Raw genomic sequence first — 21,755 nt, 5'->3', positions numbered from 1 at the left:
AGCCTCTTGAATATCAATGTCAGACACTGCAACGACATGCACCCGCCACGCGGCGCGTGTTTCACAATGTCTTTTCCCTTGCACGAACAGACGGCGTCAGGACACGCAAAAGCGTATTGGCGCAAAGGCTTGCACTCACCATACCCAATACCATCGGCCAGATACTCTCTATCTGGAGCCCGCTGACCAGCGCGCCTGCCAGACCGCCGGCCGTAAACTGCAGACTACCCAGTACGGCATTGGCGGTCGCACTCATGTGGGGAAAATGATCCAGCATGGAGGAGACGGCATTGGGTGAAATCAGCCCGTTCACGCCGACGAAAAACATGATCAGCAGCACCATCAACCATAACGCATCCAACCCCACAAGCACCGACACGACAATCAGTGTACCGGCAGCGAGCTGGATACCAAGCCCCAGCCTCAGCAGCTGCTGAGGCGAATAACGTCCCAGAAGCCGTATGTTCAACCGATTGGACAGTGCCATGACAACGATATTGGCACCGAAAATGAATGGGTAGAGCTGACTGGAGACACCGTAATACTCCATATAGACATATGGAGAACTGTTAATAAAGCAGAACATGCCGGCAAAGGACAGGGATACGGCGGCGATATAGCCCATGGCTTCGCGGTGTTTGAGTACCAGCGCATAGTTGCGCAGGACCTGCCCTGCCCCACCGGATGAACGCTGTTCAGGAGCGCGCGTTTCAGGCAGATAGGTGATGATCAGATACAGCAATGCGGCGCCATAGAGTGCCAAAAACAGAAATATGGCCCACCAGTCGACAAGCGTTAGCAGAACACTCCCGACAGTCGGCGCGACCAGCGGTGCCAGCATCAGGATCATGACCATCGTTGAAAGGACACGAGCTGCTTCCCGTCCTGAAAAGCAGTCACGCACGATGGCCGGTGAGTTGACCACGCAGGCGCCGCCGCCCAATGCCTGCAAAAACCGCAGTATCATGAGTGCCCAGAACGTATCAATCCGGGTCACCAGCAGACTGGACAGCGTAAAGGTAATGATGCCGCCAAGCAGTACCGGCTTGCGCCCCACCCGATCCGAAAGGGGGCCAAAAATCAGCTGGCCCAGCGCCATTCCCAGCAAAAAGACACTGATCGACAGCTCGGTCAAATGGATGTTGGCATCAATGTGCAAGGCAAGGACGGGAATGGCAGGCAGGTAGGCATCAATGGCAAAGGGCGCCAGGGCCGTATTGGCCGCCACCAGCAAGGCCAGGCGTCTGGCGCCGATAATAGGCAAGTCATTCTCCAGGTCAGACCACGGATACCGTGCAATTTCCCTTGGGAAATACAACCATTGCAGTCAGTGCTCTCGCTGCGACTCCAGCAGGTCGATAAGCGGCTGAAACTCGATGCGATTTTGTTCGCTCATGGCCGCCAGCGTATGGTGGGCTTCGAGAATCCGTTCGCGCAGTTCTTCCTCGCTGGTTTCCAGAACAGGGAGATCGCTGAAACCGGCAGGCTCCGACCATGGCATGTCGATGATGGTGACATACTTCTGAAACCCCATGACGTCCAGCATGCGCCTGACATCGGGATGATCGACCGCCACCAGCGGCTGATCGGGAATGCGCTGGCGTACAGCCAGTGCAATCTTGGCCAGAAACCCGAGCGCAGTGGAATCCATGTTGATCACCTGACGCAGATCAATGACGACGCGTTCAAGGCCCGGCAGCTCCGCCAGGGGCTGTACCTGCTGGTCCAGGGTGGCACAGAGTGTCAGGCGCACATCTCCGGCCAGTCTGAGCACAAAGGTGCCCTTTTCAAAAGCCGCCTGGAGTCGTCCTTCATCCATCATTGAAACCGCTCAGGGTGAGAAAGGTAATGTCATCCGGTAACGCATCGGACAGGGCCAGCGATGATTTCAGATCACTGATGCTCTCTGCATTGCCGATATGCTCGCACAGTGCAGAAAGGCGCTCTTCAAGGTTGTTTCCTGCCAGACAGTCAAAAACGCCATCCGAACAGAGCCAGAGTCTGAAATGCTCCGGCAGCTCACAATGATAGGTCGGATACTCGACGTCGGGAAACAGTCCGACAGCAGGCCCCTCCCCCTTGAGCTGACGCACGCTGCCTTTCGTGGCCAGAATCGGCATGGGCATCTGCGCGCCCAGGGAATAGTGCAGCGTACGTGTCTGGCAGTCGATCACACCAACCACGATGGCCGCATGCTTGCCGACACCAGTATCCAGAAGCTCCCGATTGAGTCGAGCAAGCCATCTGGCCGGCAGATTTTCCGGCAGACGTGCATTCCAGCGCGATAGCCAGCGCTGAAAAAGTGCCTTCAACAGCACCGTGACAAAGGCAGACGAGGCACCATGTCCGGCCACATCCGCAAAGCAGAACAGGACATAACGATCACCGTGGGCCTGATAGTCGAGAAAATCTCCCGACAAATAGAGCGATGGCGCCATCCAGTAATCGCCCTCGATGCCGTTGAGTCTGGCACACGGCATGGGCTGCAACCGACGCTGAATCTGTCCGCCGGCCTGAAGATCGGTACGCAGCGTGCTCAGATGCGTCTGAAGCTGTTCATTGAGCTGTTCCAGACGATCCCGATCACGCAACGCCGAGGCATGAACACGGCGACAGTCCAGCGCTCTGAGCATGAGCTGGGTTAAAAGCAACCCATGTCCTACCGGATCAACCACATAATCGAGAACGCCGGCCTCGACTGCCGCCAGCAGCGCTCGACTGTTGCGCTCCTGACTGATGACCACAATGGGCAGGCGCTGCACCAGCGACGCCCACTGTGATGCCGGCACGATATCAGCGTGCACGATCAGACCATCAAGCCCTTCGGGCAGCGCATCGATGTTGTCAGCCGCCAGCAACGTAAACCGGCCACACGCTGACAACGCCTGATAGAGCGCGTCACGACGCGCTCCAGGCTGATCGACAAGCGCTACCCTATTCGTATTGACAGGCATGAACGCTTTTCCGCCATGGTCGTTCGAAGAATTTATTCTGCAAAGTCGCTGTCATCGAACTCAAGATCGTCACTGGCGAAGGGATCCTTGCCGGACCGACCGTCATTGATCAAAAACGCCCGGCGCTGCAGGTAGGCATCACGAATGAACGAGTAGCGATCCCCCTGAATCAGCTTCTCCTGATCCAGCAATGAGGCTCGCGTCTGCACCAGATCGATAAACCGCACGCTCCAGCGTGTCACGTCATCATCAATATAGGTGACCGGATCGGTATACCAGTCTACCGGCATACCGGCCGTATCGCGTACGGTGCTCGGCCCGAGGAACGGCAGCACCAGGTAGGGCCCTGAACCGACTCCCCAGGTGGCCAGCGTCTGACCGAAGTCTTCGTCGTGCTGATCGATTCCCATACGGGTTGCCGGATCAAGGAAGCCGCCCAGACCCAGGGTGGTATTGATCAAAAGCCGTCCGATCGAAGTGCCGGCGTTGGTCAACTTCCACTGCAGCAGGCTATTGAAGGAGTTGCCGACTTCCCCCAGGTTGGAGAAGAAGTTGCCCACCCCCTCCTGCACGGGTGTCGGTGTAATGTAGTCATACCCCTGCGCGACCGGCTTGAGCGCATAGCGATCCAGCGTGTCGTTAAAGGAGTACACGCCCCGGTTAAAGCCTTCCCAGGGATCCTGGGGGTTGCTGTCCTGCGTTTGCGCACCGGCACACCCTGCCAGCGTGACACAGGTAAAGGTTGCCGCGGCAATGTTCGACCATGTTTTCATTCGTTCACCCTGTCCCTTGTTATCTGCAGTGCCTGACGCGACTGCATTCCATTCTACTGCGGCAACCGCCTGCATGATGGCCTCCGTCCTGCACGGCCCTTTCAATAGCGCGCAAAGGAGTCAAGCGCCGCATTGTCAGCCGATTTCAGGCCACTGTACAGTCCAGCGGCCATCAGTCACGAGTCAGGAAGCCACAAGCTCCTGCCACTGACGCTCCAGACGCTTGGTGGACACTGGCGCCAGCGTCCCCAGCTGCTGGGCGAAAAGCGAGACCCGTAGCTCTTCCAGCCACCATCCAAAATCTTCCAGTGCCCGCTCCTGAAGCGCGTTGCTCCCCTGCCTGCGGCGCCTTTCCTCGAGCCGGCGCTGGAAGTCGTTGACCTCCTCCATGGCCAGCTGATCGCGCCGTACTTCGCGCGGCGCCTTTTCAAGCCGGATCTGCGCTGCCTCCATATAGCGTGGATACTGGACCAGCCACTCTCCCGCGGCGCTGATAAAGCCCGGATAAACCAGCCGCTGCATCTGGGCACGAACATCACTAAAGCTGAGCGCCAGGTTAAAGGCCACCCTGCCCTTGAGGGCCTTGCTGACTTCAAGGTGACGCTTGAGAATGCGCTCCAGCAGCGCCACCAGCGACTCGGCCGTCTCGTGCAGTTGCGAACGCTCGCTTTCAAGGCGCGCTTCAAAGGCCGCCTGATCACGCGGTAACGGATCGAAGGCAAATACTTTCAGGAACACGGCCTCAATAAAATCATCCACCAGATCCCGCCGGGTGCCGACATTGGCATAAAGCAGCACACAACGCTCAAGTCCGGGCAGATCGCGAGCCAGAAAACGAACCTGATCCGGCAGACGGCGCATGGCCAGACGCTTGATGCCGTGGCGATGCTGCGCGTACGCCTTGTCGGGATGATCAAACAGCGTCACCCCCAGCGTGCCCCCCTCGTCCACCAGCGCCGGCCAGGCCTCGACACGAATGCCGGCCTGGTCACGCACATGAGACTGCGGCAGCGCCCCGGACGGGAACTGCGTCAGTCCCTGCTGCGACAGGGCATCCCCCGCCATGGCCTTCGTCCCTGCCACGGCCTCCTGCTCGAAACGCTCGATCAGGGCATTCAGGTCACGTCCCTCTCCCAGCACCTGCCCTTCATGATTGACCACGCGGATGTTCATGATCAGGTGCGCCGGCAGCTGCTCCGGACGCCACTCATCGGCCGACAGTCGGATGCCCGTTTTCTGACGTAGAAACTCCGCCAGCGCCGAGGTCAACGAGACGTTGCCGGGCGTCAATGCCGACAGCGCGGCATCGGCCCAGTCCGGAATCGGCACCACCTGGCGACGATACTGCTTGGGCAGCGACTTCATCAGCGCAATGACCTTGTCACGACGAAGGCCTGGCACCAGCCATTCCAGCCGCTCACCCGGCAGGGTGGAGAGCATGGACGCCGGTACCGTGATGGTGACGCCGTCATCCGGCTCGTTGGGCGCAAAGTGATAGGACAGCGGATAGCGAATCCCGCCGCCCTGATAGCTCAGTTCGAGCGTATCGGGATACTGCTCGACCGTCACCTCACTGGCTTCACGCGCCAGCAGGGTCTCCATGTCGAGAAACAGGATATTGGGGTCGTGCTGTTCGCTGTGCCGCCGCCAGTGCTCGAAACTCTTGCCGTTATAGATATCGGCCGGCAGGCGCGCATCATAAAACTCGAACAGCGTCTGCTCATCGACCAGAATGTCGCGGCGGCGGGCGCGATCCTCGAGATCCTCGACCTCCTCGATCAGCGCCCGGTTATGCTCGAAAAAGGCGCCCTTTGTCTGGAACTGCCCTTCCACCAGCGCATGGCGGATAAAGAGCTCCCGGGACTCCTCCGGCGCAATGGGGCCGTAGTGCACCTTGCGGCGCGCCACGATCGGCAGGCCAAACAGGGTCACCTGCTCATAGGCCACGACCTGGGCACGCTTCATCTCCCAGTGCGGTTCGCTGTAGCTTCGTTTGGTCAGATGCTCTGCAAGCGGCTCGATCCACTCCGGGCGAATGGCAGCCACCTGGCGGGCGAACAGCCGTGTCGTTTCTACCATCTCGCCTGCCATGATCCATTTGGGCGTACGCTTGGCAAGCCCGGACCCCGGGTGGATCATGAACTTGCGATTGCGCGCGCCCAGATACTCCCGTGGGTCCTTGTCGGAGCCGGCATGCAACCCCAGGTTGGACAAGAGCCCGGTCAGAAGCGCCTGATGGAGACGAGCGATGTCGGGCTCGCCCTCGTTGTCGACCAGCGCCAGTTCGCGGGTCAGCTGCTTGAGCTGCCGATAGGTGTCATGCCATTCGCGCAGGCGCAGATAGCTCAGATAGTTGTCACGACACCAGCGCCGCAGCTGGTTGGCCGAGAGCTCGGCGCGACTGGCCTCAAAGCCCTGCCACAGGTTGATCCAGGCGGTGAAATCGGAATCCTTGTCCAGCCACTGACGATGTTTCTGATCCGCAGCCTCGCGCTTGTCGGCGGGGCGCTCCCGCGGGTCCTGAATGGAGAGTGCACTGACCACGATCAGCGTCTCGCGCAGGCTGCCAAACTCGCTGGCCGCCAGCACCATGCGCGCCAGTCGCGGGTCAATCGGCAGCCGGGCCAGCTGGCGACCGGTTCTGGTCAGATGCTGACGCTCATCGACAGCCCCCAGCTCAAAGAGCAGCCGGAAACCATCCTTGATAAAGCGGCTGTCGGGCACATCCACAAAGGGGAACCGGCCAATGTCTCCCAGCCCCAGTGACAGCATGGAGAGAATGACCGAGGCCAGGTTGGTGCGCTGGATCTCGGGTTCGGTATAGGCCGAACGCGACAGGTAGTCCTCTTCGCTATACAGCCGAATACATACACCTTCGGCGATACGTCCGCAGCGCCCGCGACGCTGATCGGCACTGGCCTGGCTGATCGGCTCGATCGGCAGACGCTGTATCTTGGCCCGATAGCTGTAGCGACTGATGCGCACCAGCCCGGGGTCGATCACATAGCGAATGCCGGGCACGGTCAGCGAGGTTTCCGCCACGTTGGTGGACAGCACGATGCGACGGCCCGTGTGCGGGGCAAATACCCGATTCTGCTCGCTGTTGGACAGTCGGGCATACAGCGGCAGCACTTCCGTATCACGCAGCTCCAGCCGGCGCAGCGTGTCGGCCGTCTCGCGGATTTCGCGCTCGCCCGGCAGAAAGATCAGGATATCGCGCGGGCCGGTATACCAGCGCTTTTCACGCTCGATACGTCCGATCTCTTCAACCGCACTCACGATACCTTCCTGCAGCGTCTGGTCTTCCTCCTCACGCTCATCACGCACCAGCGGGCGGTAGTGTGTTTCCACGGGATACGTTCGCCCGGAAACCTCGATCACCGGTGCCGGTGTGACGGTGCCATCGTCGTGATGTTCACCAAAGTGACGCGAAAAGCGCTCCACATCGATGGTGGCCGACGTGATGATGACCTTGAGGTCGGAGCGCTCTGCCAGCAGACGCTTGAGATAGCCCATCAGAAAATCGATATTGAGACTGCGCTCGTGCGCCTCATCGATGATGATCGCGTCGTAGCGCAAAAGCTGCGGATCATGCTGGGTCTCGGCCAGCAGGATACCGTCGGTCATCAGCTTGACCCGGGTGGTCGGGTCGGTCTGATCGGTAAAGCGCACCTGATAACCGATCACGCCACCCAGCGAGGTACTGGTCTCCTGCGCCAGTCGCTGCGCCACGCTGCGCGCCGCCAGACGGCGTGGCTGGGTATGGCCGATCAGGCCACGCACGCCCAGCCCCAGCTCCAGGCACATCTTGGGCAGCTGGGTGGTCTTGCCGGAACCGGTCTCGCCTGCCACTACCACGACCTGATGATCCCGGATGGCTTCCAGAATATCGTCACGTCGTTCGGCCACCGGCAGCTCTGGTGGATATTCAAGCGTCACGGGCTGGTTGCGACGCCCCTGCGCCAGTGCCATGGAGCGCGTCAGGCGGGCCTCGATATCCTTCAGGGCCTTATCCACGGGCTGACCGCGGCGAATACGCCCGGTCAGACGGTCCAGACGCCGCCCCTGCGTCACGGCATCGCTGATCAGCGCATCATCAAGGCGGCGACGCAGTGATGCGTGCGCCTGCTGCGCCGACTCACCGGAGTCAGTCACGTTATCGCTCAAGGTACCCTCTGGACTTTTGAAACCGCCGAAGCGGTAGTGACAACGGTCATGGCAGCGCCATGACCGTTCAATGGAAAGGTGTTCTACCAATGGTTACAGGAAGATGATTGTAGCGCCAATAAGGCCCTGGCAGCCAACCACCCGGCGGATCAGGAGGCGTCCTGACGCGTGGTGTCGGATAGTTCATCACGCAGGACACGACGCAGTACCTTGCCGACACTGCTGCGCGGTAGCTGATCGCGAAACTCAAAGCGCCTTGGCACCTTGTAGCCGGTCAACTCCTGCCGGCACCACTGCTTGAGGGCGGCAGCATCAAGACTGGCCCCGTTTCGCGGCACAATGAACGCCACCACGCTCTCCCCGCTGTCCTCATCGGGCAAGCCGATCACCGCGGCCTCATGAATGTCCTCGTGTCTCAAGAGAACATCCTCGACTTCGTTGGGGTAGATATTGAAGCCGGAGCTGACGATCATGTCCTTTTTGCGATCCACGATGCGCACAAACCCGTCGCGCTGCAGCACCGCAATATCGCCTGACCTGACCCAGCCATCGTCAGAGAGCGTTTTGGCCGTTTCTTCGGGCAGATTCCAGTAGCCCTTCATGACCTGCGGCCCCTGCACGCAAAGCTCGCCGGGCGTGTCGTAACCCAGCGGTTGATCGTTGTCATCCAGCACCTGAAGGCGGGTACCGGCAACCGGCCGGCCAATGGCGCCCGGCTGTATCCTGTCGGGTGGATTGACGCATACCACCGGCGAGGTCTCGGTCATGCCATACCCTTCCAGCACGGCAGAACCGGTCACCTCGTACCAGCGGTTGGCCGTGGCCGTATTGAGGGCCATACCACCGGAGACGCTGAGCTTTAGATGGCTGAAATCCAGCTTCTGGAAATCCGATCGCCGGCACAGGGCGGCAAACAGCGTGTTGAGCCCGATAAAGGCAGAAAAGGGCTGCTGAGCAAGCGTTTTGACAAAGCTGTCCAGATCCTTCGGGTTGGGAATCAGGACGCTGTGACTGCCGGTTTCACAGCCGAACATGCAGTTCACGGTGAAGGTATAGATATGATAGACCGGCAGGGGTGCAATGATGGTTTCCTGCCCGCGGGTCACGGCGCTGCCCAGCACCTCCCCGGTCTGGCGCATGTTGGCGACCAGGTTGGCATGGGAGAGCATCGCGCCCTTGGGTGTACCGGTCGTGCCGCCGGTGTATTGAAGGATGGCCAGATCCTCATCAAAGCCCCAGCGGCTGTCATCGACCCGGCCCTTTTGCTTCAGGACCTGGCGCATCGTCACGGCATCGGGCAGATGGTAGCGCGGTACCTGGCGGGCAATATAGCGCGCCCCAAGATTGTATTTAAAACGCGATGGCCAAGGGTGAAGGTCGGCCACCTCGGTGACCACCACATGGGCCATCGGCAGGCGCTTGAGCACGGCTTCCAGCTTGTGGGCCATGTGCGCAAACACCACCACCCCGCTCACCCCGGCATCCGCGAACTGATGGTACATCTCTTCAGCAGTATAGAGCGGATTGGTATTGACAATGACCAGACCGGCCTTCAGGGCACCAAACACGGCCACCGGGTACTGCAGCAGATTGGGCAGCACAATGCCCAGACGGTCCCCGGGCGACATGGAGGTCTGCGTGACAATCCAGTGGGCAAACCGGTCCACCAGATCCTTCATACCTGCGTAGGTCAGCGTACTGCCCATACAGGTAAAGGCGGGGCGATCAGCGTATTGCGAACAGGCTTTTTCAAACACGTCGAGAATCGATCGGTAACCGTCATCCTTCTCGAGCGCGGGCCCTTCAAGCAGCGCAGGTACCGTCTTCATCTCGCTCATGCCATCTCCCGATCATCATGCCGCTTGCGGCCAAATACCGTTTCATGGAAAACCCCTAAAATAGCATGAAAGCCTGATACCAGGGCCGGACGCCAGGGGCTCGACGAAGTTCGCACCCTCTCGGCACAATGGCACAGGTCCTTTCCTTTGTCCTTATCAGACAGTCTACTGACATGGAGCACGCGATGAGCAACATTCTGGAAGACAACTCCCAGGCAATCGGACAAACGCCGCTGGTCAGGGTCAGGCACCTGACGGATCATCCTCGCGTGTATGCCAAGCTCGAGTCGCGTAATCCGGCGCTGTCGGTCAAGTGCCGAATCGGGGCCAACATGATCTGGGATGCCGAAAAACGCGGCGCTCTGAAACCGGGGATGGAGATCATAGAGCCCACGTCAGGCAACACCGGCATTGCGCTGGCCTTTGTGGGCGCGGCGCGCGGCTATAAGGTCAAGCTGACCATGCCGGCCTCGATGAGCATTGAGCGCCGCAAGGTGCTCAAGGCGCTGGGTGCCGAACTGGTGCTGACCGAGCCGTCAAAAGGCATGAAAGGCGCCGTGGAGCGCGCCACCGAACTGCGTGATGCCGAACCCGAGCGTTACTTCATGCCGGCCCAGTTTGAAAACCCGGCCAACCCCGAAATTCATGAAAAAACCACCGGCCCGGAGCTCTGGGACGCCACCGACGGTGATCTGGATGTTCTGGTGGCCGGGGTCGGCACCGGCGGTACCATTACCGGCATTTCCCGCTATTTCGAGAAGATCAGGGGCAAGGCGCTTCACAGCGTGGCCGTGGAACCCGCCGAGTCGCCCATCATCGGGCAGCGCCTGCGCGGAGAAGATCTCACGCCGGCCGGCCACAAGATCCAGGGCATCGGTGCCAATTTCATTCCGGCCAACCTGGATCTGGACCATGTCGATCAAGTAGAAGCCGTCACCAGCGAAGAGGCCATGGCCATGGCGCGACGTCTGATGAGGGAAGAAGGCATGCTGGTGGGTATTTCCTGCGGCGCTGCCATGGTCGCCGCCCTGCGTCTGGCCGAAGACCCGGCATATAAAGACAAGGCCATCGCCGTCATCCTGCCCGACAGCGGCGAACGCTACCTCTCAACCGCGCTGTTTGAAGGCATGTTTACCGAAGAAGAACTGAGCTAAAAAAGGTTCGAGTTGCAGGATAAAAAAACGCCGCAGACACGTGATGTGTCTGCGGCGTCGTTTTTCAGCCAACTGTGCAGTGTTGTTGGCAGTCACCCGGCATCAGACTGTCACGGCTTCCGGCGTGCCGACATTACACCGCTCACCGTCGCGAAAGACCATGGCTTCACCGGGGTGCATATCCTGCCAGCCCGACTCACTGGTCAACGGTGTCGTGGCCAGAAGGGTGTAGACCGTAGTGCTGTCGCAGTGATTGGCAAGGTCGATATGTTCACCACTGTCCAGCGAGGTCACAGTGCCAAAAGGGGCGCGTCGGGTCAGCCAGCACATTTTCTTGCTGCAGTAGGTATAAAGCACTCGGCCATCACTGAGCATCATGTTGAAAACACCCATCCGTGCCAGCCGGTCACCACACTGACGCAGCCGCTCACATACCGCGGAGACATCATCGCAGTCTTCCTGCGCAAGCTGGTCCAGCAACCAGCAAAAAGCATGCTCGCCATCGGTGGTGCCCAGCGGCGTAAACCGACCGGATAGCTTGAGCACTTCAAATCCCTGCAGCTGACCCTGCATGATATAGCACCAGCGGTGCCCTTTGACTTCACGTGTGAAAGGATAGGTATTGCGGATATCGACGCTGCCTTCATTGGCCTGACGCAGATGCCCCATCATGATGAGCGCTGGGATCTCGTCATCACCCAGCAGCTCTGCCAGCGGTGACGCCACGGCCGGGCGTAGATCATGAAAATCGTGGTAGCCATCACGACGGTAAAAGCCGACACCGAAGCCGTCACAATGAGGGCCGTTGGCGCCCCCGCGCTGCCTGAATCCACGCCAGCTGAAACCGATACTGACCGGTTGACTGGCGCTCATGCCCAGTAGCTCACACACTCGGGTCTCTCCTGTGTCGGGGACGCTGGCGTCGCAGGCGACGCCGTCTGAAGACAAGCAACAAACAGAACACGATCAGCGCGGCAGCAACCCACCACGCTTTGGGGTTCTGCGCCCAGTGCATGATTTGTGCTCTGGCTGCGGGCCAGTTCTCCTGCGCCAGATGCCACAAGCGCTGCAGCGACCATTGCTGATCCTCTGCCTGCTCATCCGGAGGTGCCATTCGCTCGCTGCTGACCGCATCCCGGTCAAGACGTGCACCGGACAGACGGGTGGCTGCATCGCTGTTGAGCATTACCGGGGGCAGAGGAATTTCAAGTATTCGATTATCCAGCGCCACTGTTGCCGCAAGATCGACCGGGACGGATTCATCGGGCAGATCATCCGGCAGCGTCACCTGCCAGCGATCATCTGCCAGCGGTTTGACGTCCAGGGTTTCCCCCAGAAGGTCTGCGTGGATACGCGTGTTGTCACGTGTCAAACGAGGCCAGGCCGCGCTCAGCGTAATGCGGGACTGATCACCGGAGAGCGCGGCATCGATGACCGGCACCACGTTGACGCTACGGGTCAGCAGTCGTGCAAACGACTCGGTACGCGCCTGCAGTGCCAGCTCGGCATTGCCGGTCTGATCGATGCGCTCGAGCCGCCCGCGATAGTGTCCATCCGATTCACGCTGTAAACGGGTGCTGGCGATCTCGCCCTGCGCGCCGCGCAGCACTGCACTGACGGAAGGCTGCTGCGACGGGTCACCTCTCTGATCATTCATGCCCTCCAGCCAGACTTCAAGAGGCTGATCAATATGGGCATAGAGCGTGGCCGGGATGGTAGCGCTGCGCAGCTGCAGGCTGGAGTCGATCAGAATGCGCGAACCGGCACCCACCGGCCCTTCGATCTGCCACTGCCCGGCGGCGGGCTCGGGAACGGTGATCAACTCGTAGCGATCATCATGGCGCCAGCGACTCGCCACGCCGGGCGACTCGATACTCAGGCGGTCACCACTCGGACTGACCAGTGTGACGGGGCCTGCGTCCTGATCATGGAAGATCAACGCCGTAAATTCCTGCACCTGGTCGTCGACCCTGAATCGGCCATCTTCCAGCGGCAGCTGCTGGCGCGGAGCCACCTGGTTGAGAACATCAAGGAAGGAGCGCAATAGCGCGCGGGAATCTTCTGCCACCGAGGCCAGCCCGCCGGTCTGCTGTGAGATGGCGCGCATCAGATCGGTATCGGCATTGCGAGACAGCGCAATGGTATGAATGACGACGTTGCGCTCGGCAAGAGCCGGTGCGAGCGTTTTGATAATGCGCTCGCGCGAGGCGCGATCCCGAGCGGGCTTGTCGCTGATGGCAGGAATATCCACCATGCCATCGGTCAGCACGATCAGATGTGTCTTGCCCTCTGCTTGTGCCCCCTGAGTGGCGAGGTTCAGCGCCGATTCGAGATCGGTAAACTGCTCGTATCGGGTCAGCTGAGGCAAAACGGACAGTGCGCGCTGGCGCCACTGGGCGTTGACGGTCCCCATCGCCAGTGGATTGGCCACCTGCTGACCAAAGGTCCAGAGCCCGGCACGAACATTGTCGGGCAGCAGATCCACCAGCAAGCGAACCCCGCTGGCGCGCAGGTTGTCGGGATCGTTGTCCTTCATGCTGCCGGAGACGTCAATTGCCAGACGAACATCTGACAGACGAACATCACCCTGTTCAGGCGAGCCCTGTGGCGATGCCTGAGCGGGCAGTGCCATCAGGGCCAGCAGCAACCATGCACCTGTCATCAGCCACCGATACAGCATAGGGCCTATCTCCCGAGCGAAGGCTCCCGACGTGCTGGCGCACTTTCACGACGTCGACGGGCGGAATCACGATCATCACTGTTGCCCCTTTTTCGGGCACTGCCGGAACGGTCATCGTCGTCCTTGTCATGGCGACCGCGCCGACCGATAAAAAAGGTCACCAGCATGCCCAGTACAGCGCCAATGGCCATCAGGATACCGCCAAGGAAGATCTGACCGCCGTTATGCTGCAAAAAGCCGACAGCTGTCACGACCAGCGAAGGCGCCCAGCCTGAATATCCAAGTTCCGACTGCGGGCCGGGAACCGAAAAAAACGCCGGCATCCAGAGGAGCCCCGCCACGCCGCCAGTGATCAGCCAGCGAGGCAGGCGCGGCAGAAATGAAATGGCGAAGTAGCCGAAGACCAGCACCGCAACGGATAATACGAACCAGCATAGCCACAATAGTGGGATCGAGTCTGAAATCAGCACGCCCTTGATACCTCCGGGTTAAATACAGCGACCAATGTTACACTGCACATTATGAAAGAACACCCATCCCCCGCGCCGGTTGCGCGCTTCAGGAAAGTCGAAGATCCCCACTGGCACTGGCTTGAAAACCGTGATGCGCCAGAGGTGGCCGAGTTTCTCGAAGCCGTCAACCTTGAGTGTGATCAGTGGTTTGAACCGCTTGAATCACTCACCAAAACCCTGTTTGACAGCCACCTTGCCCGCCGCGAGCTGGCCGTCACGGGCCTTGCCACCCCCTTTGATCATTTCGTGTACTGGAGCGAAACGGCATCTGATGCCGATTATCCGGTTTTCTGGCGCCATCCCATCGGGAATGATTTCGATCATCTTGATATCGAGCGCCGCGGTCACGAATGCCTGATCGATCTACAGGAACTTTCCAGACACAACAGCTTTCTCGAACTGGGGGATCTTGCCCTGTCCGAAGACGAGCAGTGGATGGCCTGGACACTGGATACTCAGGGCAACGAGTACTTCGATCTCTATCTGCGCCATCTACCGGATGGCGAGACGGTTCGCCTTGAGCGCGGCATTGGACCGGATCTGTGCTGGGCCGAAGACAACGCCACGCTGCTCTTTACGCGTTACGACACGACTCAGCGCCCGGCCACGGTCTGGCGTCGTCATCGCGACCAGGATAACGCCGTCTGCATCTTTGAAGAAGATGACGTCGAGTTCTGGGTCGGCCTGGACAAGACCCGCTCACGGGAATGGCTGGTCATCCACAGTGCCTCAAAGGACACCAGTGAAACCCATCTGGTTCCCGCGGCCACCCCGGAAAGCGCGCCAAAATGCTTTCATCCGCGCGAGTCCGGCGTGGAGTATGGCATCGATCATCGCCCGGGCATGTTCTATGTGCTTCACAATAGAAATGCCGTGCACTTTTGTCTTGATCGGGCCGAAGAGCACGCGTTTGGGCAGTGGCTACCGATGATCGAACATCGCGACGGCACAACGCTTGAGGATGTGGATGCCTTCTCATGGGGACTGGTGCTGACCGAGCGGGACCATGACAGCGCTCAGGTTCATCTGCGCCTGATGCAGATCAATGAGCACCATGACGTGACCCGCGATGAATGGCTGCCCATTGCGGAAATGCCCTGCAGTCTCGGGCTTGCCGATACGCCTCATTTTGATACGCGCCATCTTCGCCTGCACGAAGAATCCTTTACGACCCCACCACGCTGGGTCGAGTTCGATATCGACAGCGGCGAGCGACGACTGCTGCGCCAGCAGCCCGTTTACGGTGATATTCAGCCCGGGCATCTGGCCTGTCGCCGGCTCTGGGCCACCTCCTTTGATGGCGAACGGGTGCCGGTATCCGTGGTCGCACGTGCGGATCTGATCGACCGCGGGCCGCTCCCCACCCTGCTGTATGGCTACGGCGCCTATGGTCAGACACTTGATCCCTGGTTTTCCATCTCGCGTCTTGAACTTCTGGCCCGTGGCGGCGCCTTTGCCGTGGCCCACGTCCGCGGCGGCGGGGATCGGGGCGAGCCCTGGTATCTGGGCGGCAAGCTGGAGCACAAGGAAAACAGCTTTCAGGATTTCCTGGCGGCGCGCAATGTGCTGGTCGAGCACGGCCTTGCCGAAGAACGCCACATTGCCGCCTACGGTGCCAGTGCCGGCGGGCTGCTGGTGGCGGCCAGTGTGAATCTTGACCCTCACGCCTTCTGCGCGGCGGTGCTGGACGTCCCCTTTGTCGATGTGCTGCGCACCATGGAGAATCCGGACCTGCCGCTGACAACGGCGGAATATACCGAATGGGGCAATCCTGAAGAACCGGAAGCCCACCGACGCATCAAGGGTTATTCACCGTTGAATAATCTGGTGCCGGCCCCCTGGCCGGCCGTCTACCTCCAGGGCAGTTGGCATGACTCGCGGGTACCCTACTGGGAGCCGGCCAAGCTTTATGCCCGCCTGATCGAGCTCGACAGCGCCCGCGGACCGGTTATGCTGCGCACTGACATGAGCGCCGGTCACGGCGGCGCCTCCGGGCGCTTTCATGCCTGGCGCGATGTGGCCCGTCAGGACGCCTTTATACTGTGGGCACTGGGGCTCTCACAGGTCGAGCCGACGGCCGGAACAGTGTCGCCAAACGACTGACTGCGATCGGCGCCTCAAAGGCGCCGATTCTGAAAGGGGCTAGTTATCCCGAGATGGCCCGGGCTGGAAAATGGTCCTGCCCATACCCATAAAAGGGGCGCACCTCACAAGCGAAATGCGCCCCTTTTATTGATATCAGATCTGTGATCCGCCAGGCGCCATCACGACTGGCAGGGCATCACGGCAATGATGTAATCCTCATAGTCCCGTTCAGGCACCGTCGCTTCACTTACCGCCATGCCATGCATGCTGACACCGGCGCGTCGCGCACCGGCGGGATCACCACTGCGCAGTGGATGCCATTCAGGTAGCGGCTTTGACTGCGCCAGACGTCGATAGCCGCAGGTGTCGGGCAGCCAGTGAAACGCGCGAGCGCGCTCCGGTGTCAGCTGAAGACAATCAGGCACCTTTGCAAATCGATGCTCGTAATCACTGCAGCGACAGGCGGTAGTATCAAAGAGTCGACAGGCCACCGACAGCGTCACGATTTCCTGGTTTTCCTCGTCCTCGAGCCGAACCAGGCAGCACTGACCGCAACCATCACAGATGGCTTCCCATTCGCCGGGCGTCAGCGCTTCCAGCGGAAATCGTTCCCAAAAACGCTCACGCATGTTGTCTCCCGACACGTCTTTCAAGATCCTTGGTCATCAGCACTGCCGCTAACGTCAAAGGCCTGATCACGCATTCGTGCATCGCCACCGGGTGGCATCTGCAGGTAATACCCCTTCTCCTTCAGCGCCTCGATCACCCGAGCAGTATTGACCCGCGCCAGCGTTCGCTCCGGCGTCATGATCATCATCATGATGGATTGCGGGGTGCCAAAGCCTTCCAGCAGAGTTTGAGGTACCACGTCCAGTCCACGCGTGCGATCCACGTACAGAAACATCTCTTCCTGACGCGGACTTTTATAAATCTGACACAGTAACGGTGTCGGGGTCATGAGGATCTCCGCAAACACAAAGGCGCTTCAGTGCGCATCAGGGGCCGAAGCGCGGGAACGAGCATCCCCTGACAGGGCCGACACCAGGGCATCGTTAAGAACATCGCCGCGCCAGCCGCTCAGGAAAGGCCAATCGGTGCGTTGAAGATCGGCACTGATCCAGCGCTCGAGCTCACGACGCGTTACGAGGACCTCCGAAGGCAGTGACAGCGCCGCAGCACGCTCATTGACTGCAGCCTTTAACGCCTTCATGCGCTTTTTATACGCATCGCTGACGGGCGAAGGCAGGGTCGTGGGCAGATCGGAAGCTTCCAGTCGTACCGCCTCTTCGATCAGTGACAGAAGCGTATCGCCTTCGCGCTTGATCAGGGCGGGCTTGATGCCATCGACCCGGGAAAGCTCGTAGCGATTGCTCGGCAGCGCCGCCGCCATTTCCATGAGCATGGCATCACTGGCCAGCCAGTTGCGCGGCAGGTTGCGCTCGCGCACGGCACGTTCGCGCCAGACGCACAGGCGCTGAAAGGCCGCCAGCTGTCGCGGCTCCAGTCGCCAGGCGTTGCGATGACGCAGATACCAGCGCGCATCATCGCGCGGGCCTCTTGCAGCCTCAACCAATGCATGACAATCCTCAAGCAGCCATTCAAGGCGGTCGTGCTCGCGAAGGCGTGCCTGCTGGCGCTGCCAGATCGATGACAGCCAGACCACATCCAGCGCCGCATAGCGACACTGCTCTTCACTCAGCGGACGCTGCAGCCAGTTGGAGCGGGTTTCCCCCTTGGGCACATGTTGTTGTTCCCAGTGATCTACCAGCCGTTGATAGCTGATGGAATTCTCCGCACCCAGCAGGGCATGGGCCATCTGGGTGTCCACCAGCGGCGACGGCACATCACCGATCCAGAGCGTGAAGATCTCCATGTCTTCACTGCAGGCGTGCAGTATCTTTAACGGCCCTTCGTTTCCCAGCAGCGCGCGCAGCGACTCGGTGGGCGCCACCACGGTGGGGTCGATCAGATAGACGACATCGGCATCACCCAGCTGAATCAGTGCAGGCACCGGATAGAAGGTGGTTTCGCGCATGAACTCGGTATCTACCCCGATCACCTCGCGGGTCGCAAGATCGGTGCAGGCGCGCTCGAGCGCCTCTTCGGTATCGATAAAGTGCCAGGTTACATCAGTGGGCATGGTCATTTTGTCTACAGCCGCCTGCCGACTCTGGAGCCGGCAGGGAATAAAATAAAACAGGCCGCAGGGCGGCCTGTCGCATCCGTAACGCTCAGCCTTCAGCGGCCACCCGTCACGGCACTGGTCTACTGCCCCGGCTCGCCAAAGGGCTGACGCCCCATGAACGCACGCGACAGCGTCCCGCCATCGACATACTCGAGCTCACCGCCCATGGGCACGCCATAGGCCAGACGCGAGCAGCGTACGCCCAGCGCTCGAAGCTGCTCGGCAATGTAGTGCGCGGTCGCTTCACCTTCCACGGTGGGGTTGGTGGCGAGAATCAGCTCCTCGATCTGCTGCTGGTGTACCAGCGCTTCCAGCTGGTCCAGCCCCAGATCGCCAGGGCCGACGCCATCGATGGGCGAGAGATGGCCATGCAGCACAAAGTAGCGTCCTCGAAAGCCGCCGGCCTCCTCGATGGCCAGCAGATCCGCCGGAGACTCCACCACACACAGGGCATGATCGTCGCGACGCGTATCCTCGCAGATACTGCACAGCCGGCTTTCTGTCAGATTACGGCATTGCTCGCAGTAACCCACTTTCTCGAGAGCCTCGCCCAGCACCTGTGCCAGTCGACGCCCGCCTTCGCGGTCACGCTCCAGCAGGTGAAAGGCCATGCGCTGCGCCGTGCGAGGGCCAACGCCCGGCAGCACGCGCAGCGTTTCAAGCAAACGGTCAATCAGCGGTGAAAATGTCGCCATGAAGTCCGCGTATCCTAGAACGGCATCTTGAAGCCAGGCGGCAGATTGAGCCCCTGAGTGGCTTCTTCCATTTTGGTGCGCGAGTTGACTTCCACCTTGCGCACGGCGTCGTTGACTGCCGCGGCGAGCAGGTCTTCCAGAAATTCCTTCTCTTCCTGCATTATGGCCGGATCGAGTTCGATCGAGGTAACATCATGCCGACCGTTCATGGTCACCTTGACCATGCCGGCACCGGATTCGCCATGCACTTCGGTGTCAGCAATTTCTTCCTGCACCTTCTGCATCCTGTCCTGCATTTCCTGAGCCTGCTTCATCAGGTTGCCCATGCCACCCTTCATCATGATTGCTTCCCTCAAGAGTCGTTAAATCAAACCATTGTCGATCGCAATGGTCAGCTATTGCCAGCATCATCCTGCTCGAACGAGGTCACGCTGCGCTCCAGCAGACGGGCACCGAATACTTCCTGTAGGGACTGAATATGCGGGTCATCACGCAAGGCTTCAATGGCACGCTGCAATCGCGCCTTTTCAAGCCTTGCGCGGCGGCGGGCAGGCGTTTCGATCTGTTCATCGATCTCCCCCACCTCAATGCTGACCCGGCGCGACAGACCGCGGGCGGCCAGGGCCTTTTCAAGACGCTCCCGATGCACTTCGGCATTCATGGCGCTCTGGGAGTGGTGCAACCACATCCCGAGATGCTGGCCATCATCATGGCGCACAATGCAGTTGGCCACCAGATTGGCGGTCATGCCCGAAAGCCCGAGTCCGGGAAAGAGATCGAGCCATCCCGCGTTGTCGATCGGCGTATGATCTGCCTTGACCGGCAGGGCACGGTGACCGGCCTCGGCGTCTGACGTTTCATCGTCTCTCGGCGCCTGCGGCTCATCGCGGGAGGGTTCATCGGAAAGCCCTTCAACCATCGCCGCCAGTGCCTGAGCCTGGCCGGCAGCATGATCGCCCACCGCTTCGTTCATGTACTCGTCAAGTGGGTCGTCCTGCTCGTCATCATCTGCTGCAGACTCATCCAGCACCGGCGACGACGCTGCGTTGTCAGATGCGTCATCGGAGAACGCCTGACGTGTATCGGCGACTGCCGGGGCATCCGGCGTCACCGCCGGCTGTACGACATCAGCAGGCGCGCGCTCTCCCACTTCTTCATGCAGCGCCTCACCATAGGCAGCACTTTCTGCAGCGTCCGCCAGCGAGGCCGCCGCGTCATCATCATTCCAGGGCGGTGCGGGAGCCGGTGCGGAAGCCGAGGCGGGAAATTCAGCCGGAGAGGTCTCGGGCCCTGTCGCTTCAACCGGCGCGGTCGGGAGCGTCATCACCACCGGAGGCTCGGGTTCGAGCGCTTGCGCCTCCGGGCTGTCCGGTTCAGACGCAGCATCGGCGGGGGCCTCCTGCGGGGCCGCGGCGGTATCCGTCGAAGGGGGTGTCGGCGACACATTACCGCGTATCGGCAGCGGCTTGTGATCCGGAGCAGGGGCGCCCTGCGGGCGGAAGGCCAGCATGCGCAGCAGCGTCATCTCCAGCGCCGTTCGCTGCTCCGGAGCATTGTCCATGTCACCGCGGCCGTTCAGCGCAATCTGATAGTAAAGCTGCACGTCCTCGGGCGTGAAGTGCGCGGCCAGCGCGACCAGCGCCTCGCGGTCGCCCTGGGCATTATCCAGTGCCGCCGGCACCATCTGCGCAATCGCCAGACGATGAAAGACGCCACACAGGGCATCCAGTACGCCGGCAAAGTCAGGGCCCTGTTCGGCCAGCTGCGCCACTCTTGCCAGCACATCGGCAGCGTCACCGCCGGCCAGTGATTCAGCCAGCGCCAGAATCTGTCGATGATCGAGTGTACCGAGCATCGCAATGACATCCTGCTCGCGCACTTCTCCGTGACCAAAGGCGATGGCCTGGTCGGTCAACGACATGGCATCGCGCATGGAACCATCGGCGGCACGGCCCAGCAGCCAGAGCGCGGCAGTATCGAAGGCCGTCTGCTCCTGAGTCAGCACATGTCCCAGGTGATCAACGATCCGCTCGGGGGTCATACGCTTAAGCGCAAACTGCAAGCAGCGCGACAGCACCGTAATGGGAAGCTTTTGCGGGTCGGTAGTGGCCAGCAAAAAACGCACGTGCGGCGGCGGTTCTTCCAGCGTCTTGAGCAGCGCATTGAAACTGTGGGTCGACAGCATGTGCACCTCATCAATGAGGTACACCTTGTAACGGCCCTGAGTCGGCGCGTACTGCACGTTATCAAGCAGCTCACGGGTATCTTCAACCCGAGTTCGCGAGGCAGCGTCCACCTCGATCAGGTCGACGAAACGCCCCTGATCGATGTACTGACAGGTCCGGCACTGCCCGCACGGGCGCGACGTCACGCCGGTTTCACAGTTCAGGCACTTGGCCAGAATGCGTGCCAGCGTGGTCTTGCCCACCCCTCGCGTGCCGGTAAACAGGTAGGCGTGATGCAGCCGCCCCTGATCAAGCGCGTTGACCAGCGCACGACTGACATGCTCCTGCCCTATCAGCTCATGAAATGTGCGCGGCCGCCATTTGCGGGCCAGTACCTGATAGCTCATGCAGCGCGATAGCCTGTATTCAAAGCGGTGAAGTGTCGACGCATGAGAAAGATCGTCGACCGATGGATAGGCCGACCATTCTATCGGCTGGGCGTAGATGCGCCAATCAATCCATGACAACGACTCTTGTCATGATCACC

At 60.4% G+C, this 21,755-nt stretch carries 17 protein-coding genes; 2 read left to right on the top strand and 15 right to left on the bottom strand.

Annotated elements, in window-relative coordinates; all coding sequences use genetic code 11:
• Positions 1-61: 61 nt before the first annotated feature.
• The 6 genes from Q0931_RS03260 to Q0931_RS03235 all read right to left on the bottom strand — a co-directional run bounded on the left by Q0931_RS03260 (position 62) and on the right by Q0931_RS03235 (position 9,732).
• A complete protein-coding gene (locus tag Q0931_RS03260) occupies positions 62-1,264 on the bottom strand; it encodes a Bcr/CflA family multidrug efflux MFS transporter (protein ID WP_299257196.1) in 1,203 nt (400 codons plus the stop codon).
• A gap of 63 nt (positions 1,265-1,327) precedes the next feature.
• Positions 1,328-1,819 (bottom strand): STAS domain-containing protein, encoded by a 492-nt coding sequence (locus Q0931_RS03255; RefSeq protein WP_299257261.1) that lies wholly within the window; start codon positions 1,817-1,819, stop codon positions 1,328-1,330.
• Positions 1,812-2,954: a SpoIIE family protein phosphatase gene (locus Q0931_RS03250; protein ID WP_299257194.1), complete on the bottom strand. Its 1,143-nt coding sequence runs from the start codon at positions 2,952-2,954 to the stop codon at positions 1,812-1,814. Before Q0931_RS03250 ends, Q0931_RS03255 begins: the two co-directional genes overlap by 8 nt.
• A 32-nt stretch (positions 2,955-2,986) precedes the next feature.
• A complete protein-coding gene (locus Q0931_RS03245; RefSeq protein WP_086620285.1) occupies positions 2,987-3,727 on the bottom strand; it encodes a VacJ family lipoprotein in 741 nt (246 codons plus the stop codon).
• Between the two features lie 183 nt (positions 3,728-3,910).
• Positions 3,911-7,894: an ATP-dependent RNA helicase HrpA gene (gene hrpA / locus Q0931_RS03240; protein ID WP_299257189.1), complete on the bottom strand. Its 3,984-nt coding sequence runs from the start codon at positions 7,892-7,894 to the stop codon at positions 3,911-3,913.
• Positions 7,895-8,043: 149 nt separating this feature from the next.
• Positions 8,044-9,732, bottom strand: a complete 1,689-nt coding sequence (locus tag Q0931_RS03235) for an AMP-binding protein (protein ID WP_299257187.1) — start codon at positions 9,730-9,732, stop codon at positions 8,044-8,046.
• A gap of 185 nt (positions 9,733-9,917) precedes the next feature.
• On the opposite strand from Q0931_RS03235, the gene cysK reads away from it, so the two are divergent.
• Positions 9,918-10,886 (top strand): cysteine synthase A, encoded by a 969-nt coding sequence (gene cysK / locus Q0931_RS03230; protein WP_299257185.1) that lies wholly within the window; start codon positions 9,918-9,920, stop codon positions 10,884-10,886.
• A gap of 102 nt (positions 10,887-10,988) precedes the next feature.
• Here cysK and Q0931_RS03225 read toward each other — a convergent pair whose 3' ends face one another.
• From Q0931_RS03225 to Q0931_RS03215, 3 genes are read right to left on the bottom strand one after another with little or no spacing between them, the layout of a single operon-like run.
• Positions 10,989-11,777, bottom strand: coding sequence for a class II glutamine amidotransferase (locus Q0931_RS03225; protein ID WP_299257183.1), 789 nt, complete (start codon positions 11,775-11,777; stop codon positions 10,989-10,991).
• Positions 11,770-13,566: a vWA domain-containing protein gene (locus Q0931_RS03220; protein WP_299257181.1), complete on the bottom strand. Its 1,797-nt coding sequence runs from the start codon at positions 13,564-13,566 to the stop codon at positions 11,770-11,772. Before Q0931_RS03220 ends, Q0931_RS03225 begins: the two co-directional genes overlap by 8 nt.
• 5 nt (positions 13,567-13,571) lie before the next feature.
• A complete protein-coding gene (locus Q0931_RS03215; RefSeq protein WP_299257180.1) occupies positions 13,572-14,036 on the bottom strand; it encodes a hypothetical protein in 465 nt (154 codons plus the stop codon).
• Between the two features lie 51 nt (positions 14,037-14,087).
• Here Q0931_RS03215 and Q0931_RS03210 point away from each other — a divergent pair, with 51 nt between their 5' ends.
• Complete coding sequence (locus Q0931_RS03210; RefSeq protein ID WP_299257178.1) at positions 14,088-16,181, top strand: prolyl oligopeptidase family serine peptidase; 2,094 nt, start codon at positions 14,088-14,090, stop codon at positions 16,179-16,181.
• A gap of 161 nt (positions 16,182-16,342) precedes the next feature.
• Here Q0931_RS03210 and Q0931_RS03205 read toward each other — a convergent pair whose 3' ends face one another.
• The 6 genes from Q0931_RS03205 to dnaX form a co-directional block, all read right to left on the bottom strand.
• Complete coding sequence (locus tag Q0931_RS03205; protein WP_299257177.1) at positions 16,343-16,792, bottom strand: YcgN family cysteine cluster protein; 450 nt, start codon at positions 16,790-16,792, stop codon at positions 16,343-16,345.
• Positions 16,793-16,812: 20 nt separating this feature from the next.
• The gene (locus Q0931_RS03200) at positions 16,813-17,121 is read right to left on the bottom strand and encodes a YcgL domain-containing protein (RefSeq protein WP_299257175.1); all 309 of its coding nucleotides are present in this window, start codon (positions 17,119-17,121) and stop codon (positions 16,813-16,815) included.
• Between the two features lie 27 nt (positions 17,122-17,148).
• Positions 17,149-18,303 (bottom strand): ribonuclease D, encoded by a 1,155-nt coding sequence (gene rnd, locus Q0931_RS03195; RefSeq protein ID WP_299257173.1) that lies wholly within the window; start codon positions 18,301-18,303, stop codon positions 17,149-17,151.
• Between the two features lie 125 nt (positions 18,304-18,428).
• Positions 18,429-19,043 (bottom strand): recombination mediator RecR, encoded by a 615-nt coding sequence (gene recR, locus Q0931_RS03190; RefSeq protein ID WP_299257171.1) that lies wholly within the window; start codon positions 19,041-19,043, stop codon positions 18,429-18,431.
• A gap of 14 nt (positions 19,044-19,057) precedes the next feature.
• Positions 19,058-19,384: a YbaB/EbfC family nucleoid-associated protein gene (locus Q0931_RS03185; RefSeq protein WP_299257169.1), complete on the bottom strand. Its 327-nt coding sequence runs from the start codon at positions 19,382-19,384 to the stop codon at positions 19,058-19,060.
• 50 nt (positions 19,385-19,434) lie between these two features.
• On the bottom strand, positions 19,435-21,615 hold the full coding sequence (gene dnaX, locus Q0931_RS03180; protein ID WP_299257258.1) for a DNA polymerase III subunit gamma/tau: 2,181 nt from the start codon (positions 21,613-21,615) through the stop codon (positions 19,435-19,437).
• Positions 21,616-21,755: the final 140 nt, after the last annotated feature.

It is taken from the genome of uncultured Kushneria sp., from assembly GCF_947497025.1.
Lineage (GTDB): Bacteria > Pseudomonadota > Gammaproteobacteria > Pseudomonadales > Halomonadaceae > Kushneria.
This window is presented reverse-complemented; position numbering and strand designations above follow the sequence as displayed.